The organism is Bacillus cereus group sp. MYBK15-3, from assembly GCF_051916765.1.
GTDB classification, from domain to species: Bacteria; Bacillota; Bacilli; order Bacillales; family Bacillaceae_G; genus Bacillus_A; species Bacillus_A cereus.
Genome location: NZ_JBQAHG010000007.1, coordinates 12,784 through 29,406 on the forward strand (window position 1 = coordinate 12,784; position 16,623 = coordinate 29,406).

Sequence of the window (16,623 nt, forward strand, 5' to 3'; positions counted from 1 at the left end):
AAAAAGTCCGGTCGAGATAACCTTTTATTGATATGAAAAAGCAAACTAGGAGCATAGCTTCTAGTTTGTACTTATTTAATTATTGGGGGATGAAATATGAATGTTTTAGTAATTGGCCGCGGTGGGCGTGAGCATGCTTTAGCTTGGAAGTTTGCACAATCTGAAAAAGTAGAAAAGGTATATGTAGCACCAGGTAATGAAGGTATGAGAGATGTTGCAACACCAGTTGATATTGATGAAAATGATTTTGATGCATTAGTTTTATTTGCAAAAGAGAATAATGTTGAGTTAACTTTCGTTGGACCAGAAATTCCGCTTATGAATGGAATTGTTGATCGTTTTAAAGAAGAGGGACTTCGCGTATTTGGTCCGAATAAAGCGGCTGCTGTTATTGAAGGTAGTAAAGCTTTTACAAAAGAGCTTATGAAAAAGTATGATATTCCAACTGCGGCGTACGAAACTTTTACAGATTATGAAGAAGCAGTACAGTACATTCAAAAAGTTGGTGCACCAATCGTTATTAAAGCTGACGGCCTAGCTGCTGGTAAAGGTGTAACGGTAGCGATGACGCTTGAAGAGGCATTACAAGCTGTGAAAGAAATGCTGCAAGATGTGAAATTCGGCGCGGCAAGTAAGAAGGTTGTTATTGAAGAGTTTTTAGATGGACAAGAATTTTCATTAATGGCATTCGTGAATGGAACAACTGTACATCCAATGGTAATCGCCCAAGATCATAAAAGAGCTTTTGATGGTGATAAAGGTCCAAATACGGGTGGAATGGGTGCATATTCTCCAGTACCACAAATTCCAGAATCAGCAGTTCAAGAAGCGATTCAAACCGTATTGCATCCAACTGCTAAGGCGATGATTGAAGAAAACCGTTCGTTTACAGGTATTTTATACGCAGGTCTTATTTTAACAAATGATGGTCCGAAGGTAATTGAATTTAATGCACGCTTCGGTGATCCTGAAACAGAAGTTGTATTACCTCGATTAGAAAACGATTTAGTTGATGTATGTAACGCTGTATTAGATGAAAGTGAACTAACGTTACAATGGTCAGAAGAAGCGGTAATCGGTGTTGTACTTGCTTCTAAAGGATATCCAGAAGCATATAAAAAAGGTGATATTATTAGCGGACTAGATGCACTGCAAGATGTGATTGTTTTCCATGCAGGTACAGCAATGAAACATGGGGACTTTGTAACGAACGGTGGCCGTGTATTATTTGTTGCTTGTAAGGCAAATAGTTTACAAGAAGCAAAAGATAAAGTATATAAAGAAATCGGTAAAATTGAGAGTGATGGTCTATTTTATCGAAGTGATATAGGATATCGTGCAATTGGGCATGAGATGACGAAAAGTTAATATGTAAAAATCCCGCTGAGGAATCAGCGGGATTTTTTATGCATCTTTATCTTTTTTTAATTTCCCTTTTTGCTTTGCCATTTCTCGAAGTAAATACTCGATGTGTGCATTGACGCTACGAAATTCATCATTTGCCCATTTTTCGATGACTGCGTGTAATTCAGGATCAATACGTAATGGAAAGCTTTTCTTTTTAGCCATAATTACTTATAGCCCTTAGTATAGGCTTCCTGTATTAATAACTGGCTGCGCACCTTTATCTGAAACGATGGCAACTAATAAGTTGTTTACCATATTTGCTTTACGCTCGTCATCGAGTTCTAGTACGCCTTCTTCATCTAACATATGGATGGAATCTTTCGCCATCTTCACAGCACCTTCAACAATTTCTTTTCTAGCAGCTAATACTGCTTTTGCTTGCTGGCGTTGTAGCATTGCATGGGCAATTTCTGTTGCGTAAGCTAAGTGCGTTAAACGAGTTTCTAATACTTCTACACCAGCAATTTCAAGACGCGCCTCTAACTCACGTTTTAATTCTTCAGAGATTTCTTCAGTATTTCCGCGTAACGTAACGCAGGTTTCATCCTGGAAATTGTCATAAGGATATTTTGTTGCAACATGGCGGATTGCCGTTTCGCTTTGAATTTCTACAAATCGATCATAATGTTCAACACCAAACATTGCTTTTGCAGAATCAACAACTTTATATACGATAACAGCTGCAATTTCAATTGGATTTCCATCAACGTCATTTACTTTTAATTTTTTACTGTTAAAGTTTTCAACACGTAAAGATACAGTTTGACGGAATGCGAACGGAATCGTTAAAAATAAACCGTTTTGACGAATTGTTCCTAAATAATTACCGAAGAACGTAATAACCTTCGCTTGATTCGGTTGAACAATACCGATACCTGTAGCGAGAACTGCGGCTAATATAATAGTTAGTGCCGCTCCTATGAAAATTTCTTGTGCAAGGAAAAATACACCGATAGCAGCTAAAATCAAAATTCCAATAATACCGAGAAAACCATTTACATAAAATACTTGTTTTTCTTTCATATGATCGCCTCCTGATATAAAAATGATATCACTTTTATATCATTTTAAGCAAGAGGTATGCATCTAATTTTCTGAATTTTATTGGTTGATATCTTTTATATACATTTTAAGGTTCAAAAAGAGAATATATGTTCTGTTTTATGGTAAAATAAAGAAGACTTAACCGCCCACTGCAGCAGCTAAGTCCCTTTGAGAGCATCTTACATCGTGACAAATGATTCAAAGCGGTTTTGCCAGGATTATATCTTCAATCGCTGACTCAATCTCTTTGTCAGAAGCGTCATAACTTCCTTTTGACTCTGGCTTGTCATGAGTGGAAGTTTGATTCACTTCTTCTTTAGCATGTCCTTTTTCAGCAAAATTCATGCTAGGCATTTTAAATGCCCCCATGTTCATGTATTTTCCGAATTTCCACATTTCAACAACAGGGCAGAAACGAACAATTCCTTCTGCAACTTTCATTGCACCAATCCATAGAAAAATGTTAGACCAAGTGCACCACGGCTTGCGTACAAGTTTAGTTGCACTACATCCGAAGAGGACGAGCCCAAGTGTAATTCGAATTAGAGCGTTTATTGTCCCGATATTTTGCTTCATTAGAAAAACACTCCTTTTTATGAAAGTTGAAATAGATAATACTATTTCTTTTATTAGTATCCCGTTTGATTTTTGGGATATGTAATCCAACATTTGACGTGGAAAAAGATGTTGGAATGTGCGTGTGTGTAAGTAACTTTTTTTGTTATAATGAAAGAATGCATAAAAGGAACTTCAAAATTAAATCCTCTAGTTTAAAAAATATGGAAGAGGTAATTCCAAACTTAATTCTCCGTTTTAAACAAATATTTAAGATGAAGTTAAAACAATAATGATGAAAATAAACTGTTATTTTGAACAGAAATATATATAACTAGAGAAAAGGAAGGGTGTTTTCATGTACGATATTTCCGGATGGAAACATGTATTTAAGCTTGATCCAAATAAGGAGTTAAGCGATGAACATTTAGAAATGATTTGTGAGTCTGGAACTGATGCGGTTATTGTAGGCGGAAGTGATGGAGTTACAATTGATAACGTATTACACATGCTAGTTAGCATTCGTAGATATGCAGTTCCTTGTGTATTAGAGGTTTCTGATGTAGAAGCAATTACACCAGGATTTGATTTTTATTACATCCCAAGTGTTTTAAATAGCCGAAAAGTAGAATGGGTAACAGGTGTTCATCATGAGGCATTGAAAGAATTTGGGGATATTATGGACTGGGACGAAATTTTTATGGAAGGGTATTGTGTTTTAAATCCAGAGGCGAAAGTAGCCCAGCTTACAGAAGCGAAATGTGATGTAACAGAAGATGACGTTATTGCATATGCTCGTTTAGCAGACAAGCTATTACGTTTACCGATATTTTATTTAGAATATAGCGGTACGTATGGAGATGTTGAACTTGTTAAAAATGTAAAAGCAGAATTGAAACAAGCTAAGTTATATTATGGCGGTGGTATTTCTAATGCAGAACAGGCGAAAGAAATGGCACAATATGCTGATACAGTAGTTGTTGGAAATATTATTTATGATGATATAAAATCGGCGTTAAAAACAGTTAAAGCAGTAAAAGGAGAGTAGGTGCAGGCGTATATGAGTATGACAGATAAGTTATTAAACGGTTTAAATCCACAGCAACAAAAAGCAGTACAAACAACGAATGGACCACTTCTATTAATGGCAGGTGCAGGTAGTGGTAAGACACGTGTGTTAACACATCGTATTGCGTATTTACTTGGTGAAAAAGGTGTAGCACCATGGAATGTACTAGCTATTACCTTCACAAATAAAGCAGCTCGTGAAATGCGTGAGCGTATTGATACACTTGTGGGACCAGAAGCAGAAGATATTTGGATTTCGACGTTTCACTCTATGTGTGTACGTATTTTACGACGCGATATCGATCGTATTGGTATTAATCGTAACTTTACAATCTTAGATTCAGGTGATCAGCTAACTGTAGTCAAAAAAATTATGAAAGAGCGCAATGTTGATCCGAAGAAATTTGAGCCGCGCTCTATTTTAGCGGGTATTAGTAATGCGAAAAATGAACTGTTATCTGCGGATAAATATGCAAAAAAAATTACAATGGCTGATCCATATGAAAAATTAACGAGCGATGTATACACAGAGTATCAAAAGCGTCTTTTGAAAAATAATTCATTAGACTTTGATGATTTAATTATGACGACGATTCAGCTATTTGAACGTGTTCCAGAAGTATTAGAGTTTTATCAGCGTAAGTTCCAATATATTCATGTTGATGAGTATCAAGATACGAATAAAGCGCAATATCTTCTTGTTAAACATTTGGCAGCGCGTTTTAAAAATCTTTGCGTTGTGGGTGACTCTGACCAGTCTATTTATCGCTGGCGTGGTGCAGATATTTCTAACATTTTGTCATTCGAAAAAGACTATGAGAATGCACAAGTAATTCTGTTAGAACAAAACTATCGTTCGTCACAAAATATTTTAAATGCAGCGAATGCTGTTATTGAAAAAAATACGAATCGTAAGCCGAAGAAATTATGGACAGACAATCAAGTTGGAAGTAAAATCTCGTATTATCGTGCTGCAACTGAAAAGGACGAAGCGTATTTTGTTGCAAAAAAAATTCGTGACGATATTCAAATGGGGAAACGAAAATATACTGATTTTGCAGTGCTATATCGTACGAATGCTCAGTCTCGTATGGTCGAGGAGATTTTCCTTAAATCTAGCATTCCATATAAAATTGTCGGGGGTACGAAGTTCTACGATCGTAAAGAGATTAAAGATATTTTGGCGTACTTACGTTTAATCGGTAATCCAGATGATGAAATTAGTTTTGCACGTATTATAAATGTGCCAAAGCGTGGCATTGGTGCGACTTCTATCGATAAAATTATTAATTACGGTGTGCAAAATGGAATTTCATTAACTGCTGTATTTGATGAGATTGAGCATGTTGGAGTAAGTGCAAAAATTACAAAGGCAGTAAAAGAATTCGCGAATTTATTAAATAACTGGGTAAATATGCAAGAGTATTTATCTGTTACAGAATTAGTAGAAGAAGTTATTGAAAAAACAGGCTATCGCGATATGTTGAAAAATGAACGTTCTTTAGAAGCGGAAGGTCGTTTAGAAAACTTAGACGAGTTCTTATCTGTTACGCAAACATTTGAATCTCAAAGCGAAGATAAGAGCCTTGTTGCATTCTTAACAGATTTAGCACTTGTTGCTGATATTGATCGTGTAGATGAAGACCCAACTGCTGGTGAAGAAGTTATTTTAATGACGATGCACTCGGCGAAAGGATTAGAGTTCCCGGTTGTCTTTATTGTTGGCTTAGAGGAAGGGATATTCCCTCATACTCGTTCTCTTATGGAAGAGGATGAAATGCAAGAAGAACGTCGTCTTGCTTATGTAGGTATTACTCGTGCAGAAGAAGAGCTATATTTATCTAACGCGCAAATGCGTACATTATTTGGTAGAACAAGTATGAACGCTGCGTCTCGATTTATTACAGAAATCCCGACAGAACTAGTGGAATCATTAAATGAAACAGCGCCGAAGCGTGAAACATCGTTTGGTACAAAAGGCAGAACGGCAAGTAGCGGCAAAACGACAATCACAACAGCAACACGCTCTCGTTCAGCTTTCGCGCGCCCTGCAGCTAAGACGACAGGCGGCGAACAAATTGGCTGGGCAGTAGGAGATAAAGCTTCCCACCAAAAATGGGGAGTCGGTACAGTTGTAAGTGTAAAAGGTGAAGGTGATGCAAAAGAATTAGATATTGCGTTCCCAAGCCCAATTGGTGTTAAACGTTTGTTAGCAAAATTTGCACCTGTGACGAAACAATAGGAAAGGAATGAGGATATGTCAAAAGAGATAGTAAAAAAACGTATAGAAGAATTACGTGACTTGTTAAATACATTTAACTATCAATATCACGTATTAGACAATCCTTCTGTTTCTGATGCGGAATATGACCGTAATATGCAGGAGCTTATAAAATTAGAAGCAGAGAACCCAGAGTTTATGAGTGAAGATTCTCCCTCCGTTCGCGTTGGGGGGACTGTTCTTGATATATTTGAAAAAGTAACACATAAGTCACCAATGTTAAGTTTAGGAAATGCATTTAACGAAGGAGATTTACGTGATTTCGACAGAAGAGTACGTCAAGGAATTGATGGTGCGAATGTAAGATATATATGTGAATTAAAAATTGACGGGCTTGCCGTTTCGCTTCATTATGAAAAAGGACGCTTCATTCAAGGGGCGACACGTGGTGATGGTGTAACGGGTGAAGATATTACTCAAAATTTAAAAACGATTAAAGCTATCCCACTTCGTTTAAATGAAGAAGTAACGTTAGAAGCAAGAGGCGAAGCTTATATGCCGAAGCGTTCATTCGTTAAACTAAATGAAGAAAAAGAGCAAAATGGAGAAGATGTATTTGCGAATCCGCGTAATGCAGCAGCTGGTTCAATACGTCAACTTGATCCGAAAATTGCAGCGAAGCGTAACTTATCTATGTTTGTGTATGGTCTTGCGAATGTAGAAGAAAAAACAATTTCATCACATAGTGAATCGCTGGATTTCTTAGGTGAACTCGGATTTAAGACAAATCCAAATCGCCGTACATGTGAAACAATTGAAGAAGTTATAGCTTATGTAGAAGAATGGCAAGAAAAACGTCCGCATCTTGATTATGAGATTGATGGAATCGTTATAAAAGTAGATGATGTTGCTCTTCAAGAAAGTCTAGGAACTACAGCGAAGAGTCCAAGGTGGGCGATTGCTTATAAATTTCCGGCTGAAGAAGTTGTAACGAGATTAACAGGCATTGAATTAAGTGTTGGCCGAACAGGGGTTGTAACACCGACTGCAGAACTAGAGCCAGTGAGAGTTGCTGGTACGATTGTTCGTCGTGCTTCTTTACATAACGAAGATTTAATTCGTGAAAAAGACATTCGAATTGGTGACTACGTTGTTGTGAAGAAGGCTGGAGATATTATTCCTGAAGTTGTGAACGTTATTTTTGATAAGCGTACTGGTGAGGAAGAAGAATACCGCATGCCAACTCATTGTCCAGCATGTGAGAGTGAACTTGTTCGTTTAGAAGAAGAAGTAGCACTTCGTTGTATAAATCCAACTTGTCCTGCTCAAATTCGAGAGGGATTAATCCATTTCGTTTCAAGAAATGCGATGAATATTGATGGACTTGGAGAACGTGTCATTACACAACTCTTTGATGCTGATTACATTCGTACATTTGCTGATTTATATGCATTGACGAAAGAGCAATTATTACAGTTAGAACGTTTTGGTGAAAAATCAGCAACAAACTTAATACAAGCAATTGAAAATTCTAAAGAAAACTCGTTAGAGCGATTATTATTTGGTCTTGGAATTCGCCACGTTGGAGCGAAAGCAGCACGTACATTTGCAGAGCACTTTGAAACGATGGATGAGCTTGTAAAAGCAACGGAAGAAGAACTAAAAGCAATTAATGAAATTGGCGAAAAAATGGCTCAATCTGTTGTGACATATTTTGATAATGAAGATGTATTAGAGTTATTACAGCAGTTTAAAGAGTATGGCGTGAATATGACATACAAAGGTATAAAAATTGCAGATTTACAAAATGTTGAATCTTACTTCGCAGGAAAAACGGTTGTTTTAACAGGTAAGCTAGAAGTTATGGGACGAAGTGAAGCGAAGAAGAAGATTGAGGCATTAGGTGGAAAAGTAACAGGAAGTGTTAGTAAGAGTACGGATTTAGTTGTTGCAGGTGAAGCAGCTGGTTCGAAATTAGCACAAGCGGAGAAACATAATGTTGAGGTTTGGAATGAAGAGAGGTTCTTACAAGAGCTAAATAAGTAAGAGGTGCAAACTTACCATGAAAAAAATAGCATTAGCGGTATTAAGCCTTGGCCTACTTGTAAGTGGGTGTAGTGCAGGTGCCGACAAAGATGAAAAAGTGGCTGGGAAATCGGGGAAAGCAAAAGAACAATCAGTTGTTCCAAAATACGCTATTTCGGATGAATATTATAAGACGACTATTCCATTTGATGGTGGAAAGGCACGTGGTTTAGTGGTGCAAGGGTTAAATAGTCGCCTTGATATAGATGAATTTGAAACAGGATTAATGCGAATTGCAAAAGAATCATTTAGTACGAAAGATAATTTTTTAAAAGGCGGAAAAGCTCTAGATACTCAAACTATACAGATGCTTGTTAAAAGAAAACGTACAGATGCTGAACAAAAGGAACTAGAGGAAAAATTAAAAAAAGATGCAGTTAAATTTCCTAATATAGGATTAAATCCTGCATTAGGAACAGGATCCGAATCACTAGAAGTGAAAAATAAAAAAAATCCAATATATATTTCAAATATTTTAGAGCATGATTATTATGTGAAAAAAGGCGATAACGGCGAGGAACGTGTTGGTATGGTAGTTGGATTAGCGATGAATTCTGTTCAATATTTTAACGAAGAGCATGGTTACCCACGTGAAACTGCAATCCCAGATGAAAAGATGTTAGCTGAAGGGAAAAAAATGGCGCAAGAAATTTTGAAAGTCATACATCAAAAAGAACCTGAAACAAAAAATATTCCGATAACATTTGCGATTTATCGCCAAGCTCCAAAGTCTTCGCTCGTGCCAGGTAATTTTGTTTCTTATGCAAATGTCGAAAAAGGTAGTGAAACGGTTGAAGATTGGAAACAAATTAATGAAAAATATTATTTGTTCCCATCAGAGCAAGCGAAAACAGATAATAAACGTGAAGATCTTGCAAGAGTATCCAACTTTAAGGCAAAACTAAGCGATTATTTCCAAGGCGACTATACAGCTGTTATTGGTACTGGTATGTATAGAGATGATGAATTAAGAGAAATGAAGCTTGATATTCCTGTCCAGTTTAATGGAAAAGCTGAAATAGTTGGTTTTACACAATATGTGGCAGGGCTTGTTATGGAATACTTCCCGAATTATATGAAAGTACAAGTAACGATTAAATCTGTAGAACGCCCAGAAGCTATTATTATACGTGAAGCAAAACAAGATGAACCACTTGTGAAAATTTTAGATTAAATATGAAGGCTGTTCCTCTATGGAACAGCTTTTTTTCTTATGTAATTTTGTTATAATTTAAAATGTTGTAAAAAATAGGGGTGAGGGGTAAAGCTCATGGAAGAATTAAGTTTTCAAGTCATTATTTTATTAATTGCATTCGGTTTTTTAGCAGCTTTTATTGATTCCGTTGTTGGAGGAGGAGGGTTAATTTCACTTCCTGCACTTATGTTTGTTGGCCTATCGCCAGCTTCGGCAATTGCAACGAATAAATTAGCGGCAACAATGGGGACGTTTACGAGTGCGATGTATTTCATTCGATCAGGAAAAGTTGATTTTAAAATTGTAGGAAAGTTAATCCCGTTAACTATTGTTGGAGCTGTTGCAGGTGCTTTAGTAGTAAAATTTATTCCATCGGATATTTTACGCCCATTAGTACTTGTGATGTTGGTATTTATTGCTATTTATATTATTGCAAAAAAGAATTGGGGAAGTGTGTCTACCTATAAGAAGATGACGCAAAGAAAAACATTAATATTTTTCTTTGCTATTTTAATGATAGGATTTTATGATGGGTTTTTTGGACCAGGGACAGGGTCGTTTTTAATTTTTGCATTTTTATTAATTGGCTTGGATTTTATTCAAGCGGCAGCATCTGGAAAACTTTTGAACTTTGTTAGTAATATTGTATCTTTAATTACTTTTTTATTCTTAGACATAATTCATTTTGAATACGGTATTATCATGGGATTATCAATGATCTTAGGTGCTTATTTTGGATCGAAGTTTGCGGTTCAAAAAGGTGTTGGATATGTAAGGACTTTATTTTTATTAGTTACTATATTATTGATCGGGAAAAATGTTTTGGAATATACTCATATTTTGTAGATTCATACGCATGTATGAATCTCTTTTTTTATTATATTTTAAAAATTTATTAATTTTTAAAATATAAGTCTAGGAATATTTGAATAAATCTAAATTATCGTGTAGAATAATGTTGTAAAATGTAAACGTTTTTCTAAGGGGAGGCTAAAAAAATGGTAGTAGCATACAAACATGAGCCATTTACAGATTTTTCAGTGGAGGCTAACAAATTAGCGTTTGAAGAAGGTTTAAAGAAAGTAGAATCTTATCTTGGACAAGACTATCCATTAATTATCGGGGGAGAAAAAATCACTACAGAAGACAAAATTGTTTCTGTAAACCCTGCAAATAAAGAGGAACTTGTTGGTCGTGTTTCAAAAGCAAGCCGTGAGTTAGCTGAAAAAGCAATGCAAGTAGCGGATGAAACATTCCAAACTTGGAGAAAATCAAAGCCAGAAATGCGTGCAGACATTTTATTCCGTGCTGCAGCAATCGTTCGTCGCAGAAAACATGAATTCTCTGCTATTCTTGTAAAAGAAGCAGGTAAGCCATGGAATGAGGCAGATGCTGATACAGCAGAAGCAATCGACTTTATGGAATATTATGGTCGTCAAATGTTAAAATTAAAAGACGGTATTCCAGTAGAAAGCCGTCCAATTGAATATAATCGTTTCTCTTACATTCCATTAGGAGTAGGTGTTATCATTTCTCCTTGGAACTTCCCATTCGCAATTATGGCAGGTATGACAACAGCTGCTTTAGTTTCTGGTAACACAGTATTACTAAAACCAGCTAGTACAACTCCTGTAGTAGCAGCGAAATTTATGGAAGTATTAGAAGAAGCTGGCTTACCAGCTGGCGTAGTAAACTTCGTTCCAGGTAACGGTTCTGAAGTTGGTGACTACTTAGTAGATCATCCTCGTACACGTTTCGTAAGCTTCACGGGATCTCGTGATGTAGGTATCCGCATCTATGAGCGTGCAGCGAAAGTAAACCCAGGACAAATTTGGTTAAAACGCGTTATCGCTGAAATGGGCGGTAAAGACACAATCGTTGTTGATAAAGAAGCAGATCTTGAATTAGCAGCTAAGTCTATCGTTGCATCAGCATTCGGATTCTCAGGACAAAAATGTTCTGCATGTTCTCGTGCAGTAATCCATGAAGATGTATACGATCACGTATTAAATCGTGCTGTTGAATTAACAAAAGAATTAACAGTTGCTAACCCAGCAGTATTAGGTACAAACATGGGTCCTGTTAATGACCAAGCTGCATTTGATAAAGTAATGAGCTATGTTGCAATTGGTAAAGAAGAAGGTAGAATCTTAGCAGGTGGCGAAGGAGACGATTCTAAAGGCTGGTTCATCCAACCAACAATCGTTGCTGACGTTGCAGAAGATGCTCGCTTAATGAAAGAAGAAATCTTCGGACCAGTAGTAGCATTCTGTAAAGCGAAAGACTTCGATCATGCACTTGCAATTGCAAACAATACGGAATACGGTTTAACAGGTGCTGTTATTACTAACAACCGTGACCATATTGAAAAAGCACGCGAAGACTTCCACGTTGGTAACTTATACTTCAACCGTGGATGTACTGGTGCAATCGTAGGTTACCAGCCATTCGGTGGGTTTAACATGTCTGGTACAGACTCTAAAGCTGGTGGACCTGATTATTTAGCGCTTCACATGCAAGCAAAAACTACTTCTGAAACTTTATAAGATATAGTAGAGGAGCTCTTCACAGAATGTGAAGAGCTCCTTTTAAAATTAAAATCCTATATATTACCATCGTTCGAAGGGAATGAGCTAAAACCTATTAATAGCGGGATAAACATGTGAACAGAAATAAAATGATGAGAAAAGTTGAATTATTAGTCATATTTTTTAGTATTCATTTTGAGAATTTCCTGTATAATACAATTTGAAAGAAAATCTATGGTTCGACAAGGAACACTCCTTTCGGTTTTGCTCACTGAAAGGAGTGTTTTTTTATGTAGCTAAAAATTCTTTTGTGCTTATTACATTTGCATATACACCATTTAAACTAGCTAAAATTGTATTATGAATATAAACAGCTGGTATAGTAGCGTTCTTAAAAGAAAGGTCTTTTGTAGCACAAGCATCATGTATAACGGTACATTGAAAGCCAAAATCGAATGCAGCCCTTACTGTAGCATCAATACACATATGAGTCATCATCCCGCATACGACGACATGTTCAATGTCTAAACGCTGTAATTGCTCTAGAAGATTAGTTTCTCGGAAGCTATTTGGATAATGTTTGACTATAACTGTTTCTTCTCTAAGTGGACGTACGCTTTCGTGAATATGTACACCTTCTGTATTAGGTAGGAAAAAAGTAGCGTCCTCTTTTATAGCTACGTGTTGGATATGAAAAATAGGTTCGCTGTTTGTTCTAAAGTATTGTAATAACTGATTAGCATATTCGCTTGCTTCTACTGGATTACGCAATTCCATCTTTCCATTTGGAAAATAATCGTTTTGAATATCGACGAGTAAAAGAGCTGTTTTCATATATTTATCTGCCTCCGAGTTTCATATTCAAATAAATTTATTCAATTCGTGGAGAGGATTCTCCTGTTTAAAAATATGAGGAAGAAGAATTTTAAATAACCTTGAAAGTTACTATTTTCTCATGAATTTTCATCTGAAAATTTTAATAAAGGAATAATTAATATTTTTCTAAAAAATGTATTGACTCTTATTATTCTGAGTTCTATAATGAGAATTAATAAAATGACAATTAAATCGATACATTCTTATCCAGAGAGGTGGAGGGACTGGCCCTACGATACCTCAGCAACGGGTTTTTTAATACCGTGCTAACTCCAGCAAGCCATATAAAGGCTTGGAAGATGAGAAGATGTGAATGAGTACATATAAGTGCTCTCCTTCTTATCTTTATGGTTGATAAGAAGGAGAGCACTTTTTATTTTACCTCGAAAGCTCTACTTCAAGTTTTTACAGCATATAGGAGGGGAAAAAATGATTTCTTTTAACAACGTAAGTAAAGTGTATGAATCAGCTGGGCAATCTGTTCATGCGGTGGAGGATGTAACATTATCAGTTGAGAAAGGCGAAATTTTTGGCATTATCGGTTTTAGTGGCGCTGGAAAGAGTACGTTATTACGCTTAGTAAATATGTTAGAGAGACCGACGGCAGGAACGATTTCAATAGATGATAAAGACATTACATCATTATCGACGAAAGAATTACGTAAACTGAGACAAAGAATTGGAATGATTTTTCAAAGTTTTAATTTATTTAATTCAAGAACAGTATTTGGAAATATTGCTTATCCATTAAAGTTAGCGAAAGTACCAAAGAATGAGATAAAAGAAAGAGTAAATGAACTGCTGAAGTTTGTAGGGTTAGAAGATAAAGCAAACTATTATCCAGAGCAGCTATCAGGTGGGCAAAAGCAGCGTGTGGGCATTGCTAGAGCACTTGCGACATCGCCAGATATTCTTATATGTGATGAGGCAACATCAGCTTTAGATCCAGAAACGACGACAGAAATTCTAAACTTATTAAAGAAAGTAAATCGAGAATACAATTTAACAATTCTTCTTATTACACATGAAATGCATGTTGTGAAAGAAATTTGTCACCGTGTAGCTGTAATGGAGAAGGGGGAAGTTATTGAAGAAGGAAAACTGTTTGATGTTTTCACGCAACCAAAAACAAAGACGACTCAAAACTTTGTACGTTCTGTCATTAATGATCATTTACCGGAAAGTGTTCTAGCGAAAATTCAAAATGGTGGTCAAATTTATCGTCTAACATTTACTGGTGAGGAGACAGGACAGCCGGTACTATCATATATCGCAAAAAACTATAACGTCGATGTAAATGTACTGTACGGAAATATTATTGAACTTCAAAATGTGCTATTTGGAAATCTTCTTGTAGAGTTGCAAGGTGAGCAGAGGGAAATTCAAAAAGCATTACAACATCTAAGACTGCAAGTGCAGCTGAAGGAGGTAGAAGCTCATGCGAGTTGATTGGAGTATATTTTGGCCGCGCATACTAGATGCGACGGGGGATACCCTCTTAATGGTAATTGTAACCCTTATATTCGCCACAATTCTGGGTATACCTCTAGGTTTACTTTTATATGTAACGAGAAAAGGAAACTTTTTAGAAAATAAATGGGTCTTTTCTATTCTTAACATCATAATTAATACAATTCGCCCGGTACCATTCATTATCTTTTTAGTAGCCTTAAGTCCACTAACAAGAAGTGTTATCGGAACGACGATTGGAACAGCAGCGGCAATTTTCCCGATGACGTTAGTCGCATCAATTGGTATTGCTAGAATGGTTGAAACAAACCTTGTTTCCGTTCCGAAAGGAGTAATTGAAGCAGCGCAAGCAATGGGCGCCTCGCCAATTAGAATTGTTTTTGAAATCCTTGTACCAGAAGCGTTAGCACCATTAATCTTAGGTGTCACATTTATGACAGTTGGTTTAATTGAATTTTCTGCAGTTGCTGGGCTTGTCGGTGGTGGCGGTCTTGGTGACTTGGCAATGACATATGGTTATCAACGTTTTGATACATCAGTTATGTTCGTAACGGTCGTGTTACTTATCATTCTCGTACAGATAGCTCAAAATTTAGGAAACTACTTTGCGAAAGTCTTGTTACGCAGATCATAAAAAGGAAGAGAGGAAAAGAAAATGAAGAAAATTTTAGCATTTGCATTATCAGCGATTGTAGGAGTCTCAGCATTAAGCGGCTGCTCAAGTGGAGACACGGGTGCAGGAGCGAAAGAAAAAGTAGTTCGCGTCGGTGTAACTGGAACGGATGGAGACGCTTGGGAAATTTTGAAGAAAAAAGCTGAAAAAGAAGGGATTAAGATTAAACTGGTGGAGTTCTCTGATTACACAACGCCAAATAAAGCGTTAGCTGATGGAGATATTGAATTAAACTCATTCCAGCATATTGCTTTCTTAGAGCAATTTAAAAAAGAGCATAAGTTAGATATTACAGCTGTTGGTACAACGCAAATTGCGCCAATGGGTTTATACTCTGAAAAATATAAGAAAGCAAATGAAATCCCAGATGGTTCAGAAATTGCAATTCCAAACGATCCAACGAACCAAGCACGTGCATTAAAACTTCTTGATGCAGCTGGATTATTAAAGCTTAAAAAAGACTTTGGTCTATTTGGAGATCCAAGTGGTATTGCTGAAAATCCGAAGAAATTAAAAATTACACCGGTTATCGCACAGCAAACACCTCGTGTGTTAAAAGATGTTGCAGCATCAGTTATTAATAACGGTGTTGCTGGTCAAGCTGGATTAGATCCAGCGAAGGATCCTATTTTCTTAGAAGATCCAAACAATGAAAATGCGAAGCCATATATTAATATTTTTGCAGCTCGTACGAAAGATAAAGATGATCCAACATTAAAAAAAGTAATTGAACTATATCATTCAAAAGAAGTAACAGATGCAATTAAGAAAGAAACAAATGATGGTTCCATTTCAGTAAATCTTTCACTTGATGAGCTTGAAAAAATCGTAAAATAATCATTGGGTTTAATGGACTAACAGAAGGAACCCCTCTGCTGTTAGTTCGTTCAACATATAAACTTAACAAACAAACCCTAATTCTGTACCTTCCAATTTTGTATAACGTAGAATCCAATGTTTGTTAAGTAGAGTAATGGACCAGGAGTTTTCCTGGTCTTTTTTTATGAATGAAAATAGCTAGCGAACAGTAAGGTGATCCAAATTATAATGGGATAAGAAAATAAGCTGAAAAGGAGTGTAATTACGAATTGCTTTGGATGAATTAAGTGTTTTTTTGATAAAAAAAAGAAAATAGAAAAGAGAGTAATGAAAAATGCTGATATTACGCCGGGGTTATAAGAGCGATAAATGAAAAACAAAATAATATGTTGAACAGAGTTGAAGAAGATGGCCCCTTGTATAAAAATAATCCAGCATATAGAAGACAAGAAGTTAAGTTGATATAGAAAGACGATAAGTAATACAAAGATTGTTAATACGGAAATGGCGATGAAAAATTGTTGGCTAGTTATAAGACGGATTGAAAATTGATTAGCAAGGTATTGTGGCATTTGGAAAGCTTCTTCAAGGTTATGAATGAAAAATAATAAGGGAATGATCCAGAATATAGTAGTGGAATGTTTTTTCATCAATTTACATCACTCCAATAAAGTATAGAAAG

14 protein-coding genes, 1 pseudogene and 1 riboswitch are annotated in these 16,623 nt (G+C 36.2%); of the genes and pseudogenes, 10 read left to right on the plus strand and 5 right to left on the minus strand.

Going from position 1 to position 16,623, the window contains the following annotated elements:
* The first annotated feature begins 96 nt into the window (after positions 1 to 96).
* The gene (gene purD / locus ACTFR8_RS24735; RefSeq protein ID WP_001101977.1) at positions 97 to 1,368 is read left to right on the plus strand and encodes a phosphoribosylamine--glycine ligase; all 1,272 of its coding nucleotides are present in this window, start codon (positions 97 to 99) and stop codon (positions 1,366 to 1,368) included.
* A gap of 36 nt (positions 1,369 to 1,404) precedes the next feature.
* Here the strand turns inward: purD and ACTFR8_RS24740 are convergent, their stop codons facing one another.
* The 3 genes from ACTFR8_RS24740 to ACTFR8_RS24750 form a co-directional block, all read right to left on the minus strand.
* Complete coding sequence (locus tag ACTFR8_RS24740) at positions 1,405 to 1,569, minus strand: toxin-antitoxin system HicB family antitoxin (protein ID WP_001085171.1); 165 nt, start codon at positions 1,567 to 1,569, stop codon at positions 1,405 to 1,407.
* 15 nt (positions 1,570 to 1,584) lie between these two features.
* Complete coding sequence (locus ACTFR8_RS24745) at positions 1,585 to 2,430, minus strand: SPFH domain-containing protein (protein WP_000660669.1); 846 nt, start codon at positions 2,428 to 2,430, stop codon at positions 1,585 to 1,587.
* Positions 2,431 to 2,649: 219 nt separating this feature from the next.
* The gene (locus ACTFR8_RS24750) at positions 2,650 to 3,027 is read right to left on the minus strand and encodes a YgaP family membrane protein (RefSeq protein WP_000812345.1); all 378 of its coding nucleotides are present in this window, start codon (positions 3,025 to 3,027) and stop codon (positions 2,650 to 2,652) included.
* 337 nt (positions 3,028 to 3,364) lie between these two features.
* Here ACTFR8_RS24750 and ACTFR8_RS24755 point away from each other — a divergent pair, with 337 nt between their 5' ends.
* The 6 genes from ACTFR8_RS24755 (at position 3,365) to pruA (ending at position 12,121) form a co-directional block, all read left to right on the plus strand.
* Entirely contained in the window at positions 3,365 to 4,054 is a 690-nt protein-coding gene (locus tag ACTFR8_RS24755) for a heptaprenylglyceryl phosphate synthase (RefSeq protein ID WP_000272103.1), read from the plus strand.
* A 12-nt stretch (positions 4,055 to 4,066) separates the two neighbouring features.
* Positions 4,067 to 6,316, plus strand: a complete 2,250-nt coding sequence (pcrA, locus tag ACTFR8_RS24760) for a DNA helicase PcrA (protein WP_252209761.1) — start codon at positions 4,067 to 4,069, stop codon at positions 6,314 to 6,316.
* Between the two features lie 15 nt (positions 6,317 to 6,331).
* Positions 6,332 to 8,341, plus strand: a complete 2,010-nt coding sequence (gene ligA, locus ACTFR8_RS24765) for an NAD-dependent DNA ligase LigA (RefSeq protein ID WP_000031613.1) — start codon at positions 6,332 to 6,334, stop codon at positions 8,339 to 8,341.
* A gap of 16 nt (positions 8,342 to 8,357) precedes the next feature.
* On the plus strand, positions 8,358 to 9,554 hold the full coding sequence (locus ACTFR8_RS24770; protein ID WP_044584071.1) for a CamS family sex pheromone protein: 1,197 nt from the start codon (positions 8,358 to 8,360) through the stop codon (positions 9,552 to 9,554).
* Between the two features lie 96 nt (positions 9,555 to 9,650).
* Positions 9,651 to 10,421, plus strand: a complete 771-nt coding sequence (locus ACTFR8_RS24775) for a TSUP family transporter (protein ID WP_000391975.1) — start codon at positions 9,651 to 9,653, stop codon at positions 10,419 to 10,421.
* 152 nt (positions 10,422 to 10,573) lie between these two features.
* On the plus strand, positions 10,574 to 12,121 hold the full coding sequence (gene pruA, locus ACTFR8_RS24780; protein ID WP_000259555.1) for an L-glutamate gamma-semialdehyde dehydrogenase: 1,548 nt from the start codon (positions 10,574 to 10,576) through the stop codon (positions 12,119 to 12,121).
* 250 nt (positions 12,122 to 12,371) lie between these two features.
* Here the strand turns inward: pruA and ACTFR8_RS24785 are convergent.
* Positions 12,372 to 12,937, minus strand: a pseudogene (locus ACTFR8_RS24785) (cysteine hydrolase family protein).
* Between the two features lie 242 nt (positions 12,938 to 13,179).
* Positions 13,180 to 13,285, plus strand: a riboswitch (SAM riboswitch).
* A 123-nt stretch (positions 13,286 to 13,408) separates the two neighbouring features.
* On the opposite strand from ACTFR8_RS24785, the gene ACTFR8_RS24790 reads away from it, so the two are divergent.
* From ACTFR8_RS24790 to ACTFR8_RS24800, 3 genes are read left to right on the plus strand one after another with little or no spacing between them, the layout of a single operon-like run.
* Positions 13,409 to 14,428 (plus strand): methionine ABC transporter ATP-binding protein, encoded by a 1,020-nt coding sequence (locus tag ACTFR8_RS24790; RefSeq protein WP_252209762.1) that lies wholly within the window; start codon positions 13,409 to 13,411, stop codon positions 14,426 to 14,428.
* Complete coding sequence (locus ACTFR8_RS24795; RefSeq protein WP_001261865.1) at positions 14,418 to 15,083, plus strand: methionine ABC transporter permease; 666 nt, start codon at positions 14,418 to 14,420, stop codon at positions 15,081 to 15,083. Before ACTFR8_RS24790 ends, ACTFR8_RS24795 begins: the two co-directional genes overlap by 11 nt.
* Before the next feature lie 21 nt (positions 15,084 to 15,104).
* Positions 15,105 to 15,959, plus strand: coding sequence for a MetQ/NlpA family ABC transporter substrate-binding protein (locus ACTFR8_RS24800; protein WP_000721597.1), 855 nt, complete (start codon positions 15,105 to 15,107; stop codon positions 15,957 to 15,959).
* Between the two features lie 164 nt (positions 15,960 to 16,123).
* On the opposite strand, the gene ACTFR8_RS24805 is transcribed toward ACTFR8_RS24800, so the two are convergent.
* Positions 16,124 to 16,591 carry an HXXEE domain-containing protein gene (locus ACTFR8_RS24805; protein WP_001986283.1) on the minus strand — a complete coding sequence of 156 codons (468 nt, stop codon included), beginning with the start codon at positions 16,589 to 16,591 and terminating at the stop codon, positions 16,124 to 16,126.
* Between the last annotated feature and the right edge of the window lie 32 nt (positions 16,592 to 16,623).

Excerpts from the sequence above, each read along its gene's own strand:
- purD (WP_001101977.1), top strand. The coding sequence starts at position 97 with ATGAATGTTTTAGTAATTGGCCGCGGTGGGCGTGAGCATGCTTTAGCT.
- ACTFR8_RS24740 (WP_001085171.1), bottom strand. The coding sequence starts at position 1,569 with ATGGCTAAAAAGAAAAGCTTTCCATTACGTATTGATCCTGAATTACAC.
- ACTFR8_RS24745 (WP_000660669.1), bottom strand. The coding sequence starts at position 2,430 with ATGAAAGAAAAACAAGTATTTTATGTAAATGGTTTTCTCGGTATTATT.
- ACTFR8_RS24750 (WP_000812345.1), bottom strand. The coding sequence starts at position 3,027 with ATGAAGCAAAATATCGGGACAATAAACGCTCTAATTCGAATTACACTT.
- ACTFR8_RS24755 (WP_000272103.1), top strand. The coding sequence starts at position 3,365 with ATGTACGATATTTCCGGATGGAAACATGTATTTAAGCTTGATCCAAAT.
- pcrA (WP_252209761.1), top strand. The coding sequence starts at position 4,067 with ATGAGTATGACAGATAAGTTATTAAACGGTTTAAATCCACAGCAACAA.
- ligA (WP_000031613.1), top strand. The coding sequence starts at position 6,332 with ATGTCAAAAGAGATAGTAAAAAAACGTATAGAAGAATTACGTGACTTG.
- ACTFR8_RS24770 (WP_044584071.1), top strand. The coding sequence starts at position 8,358 with ATGAAAAAAATAGCATTAGCGGTATTAAGCCTTGGCCTACTTGTAAGT.
- ACTFR8_RS24775 (WP_000391975.1), top strand. The coding sequence starts at position 9,651 with ATGGAAGAATTAAGTTTTCAAGTCATTATTTTATTAATTGCATTCGGT.
- pruA (WP_000259555.1), top strand. The coding sequence starts at position 10,574 with ATGGTAGTAGCATACAAACATGAGCCATTTACAGATTTTTCAGTGGAG.
- ACTFR8_RS24790 (WP_252209762.1), top strand. The coding sequence starts at position 13,409 with ATGATTTCTTTTAACAACGTAAGTAAAGTGTATGAATCAGCTGGGCAA.
- ACTFR8_RS24795 (WP_001261865.1), top strand. The coding sequence starts at position 14,418 with ATGCGAGTTGATTGGAGTATATTTTGGCCGCGCATACTAGATGCGACG.
- ACTFR8_RS24800 (WP_000721597.1), top strand. The coding sequence starts at position 15,105 with ATGAAGAAAATTTTAGCATTTGCATTATCAGCGATTGTAGGAGTCTCA.
- ACTFR8_RS24805 (WP_001986283.1), bottom strand. The coding sequence starts at position 16,591 with ATGAAAAAACATTCCACTACTATATTCTGGATCATTCCCTTATTATTT.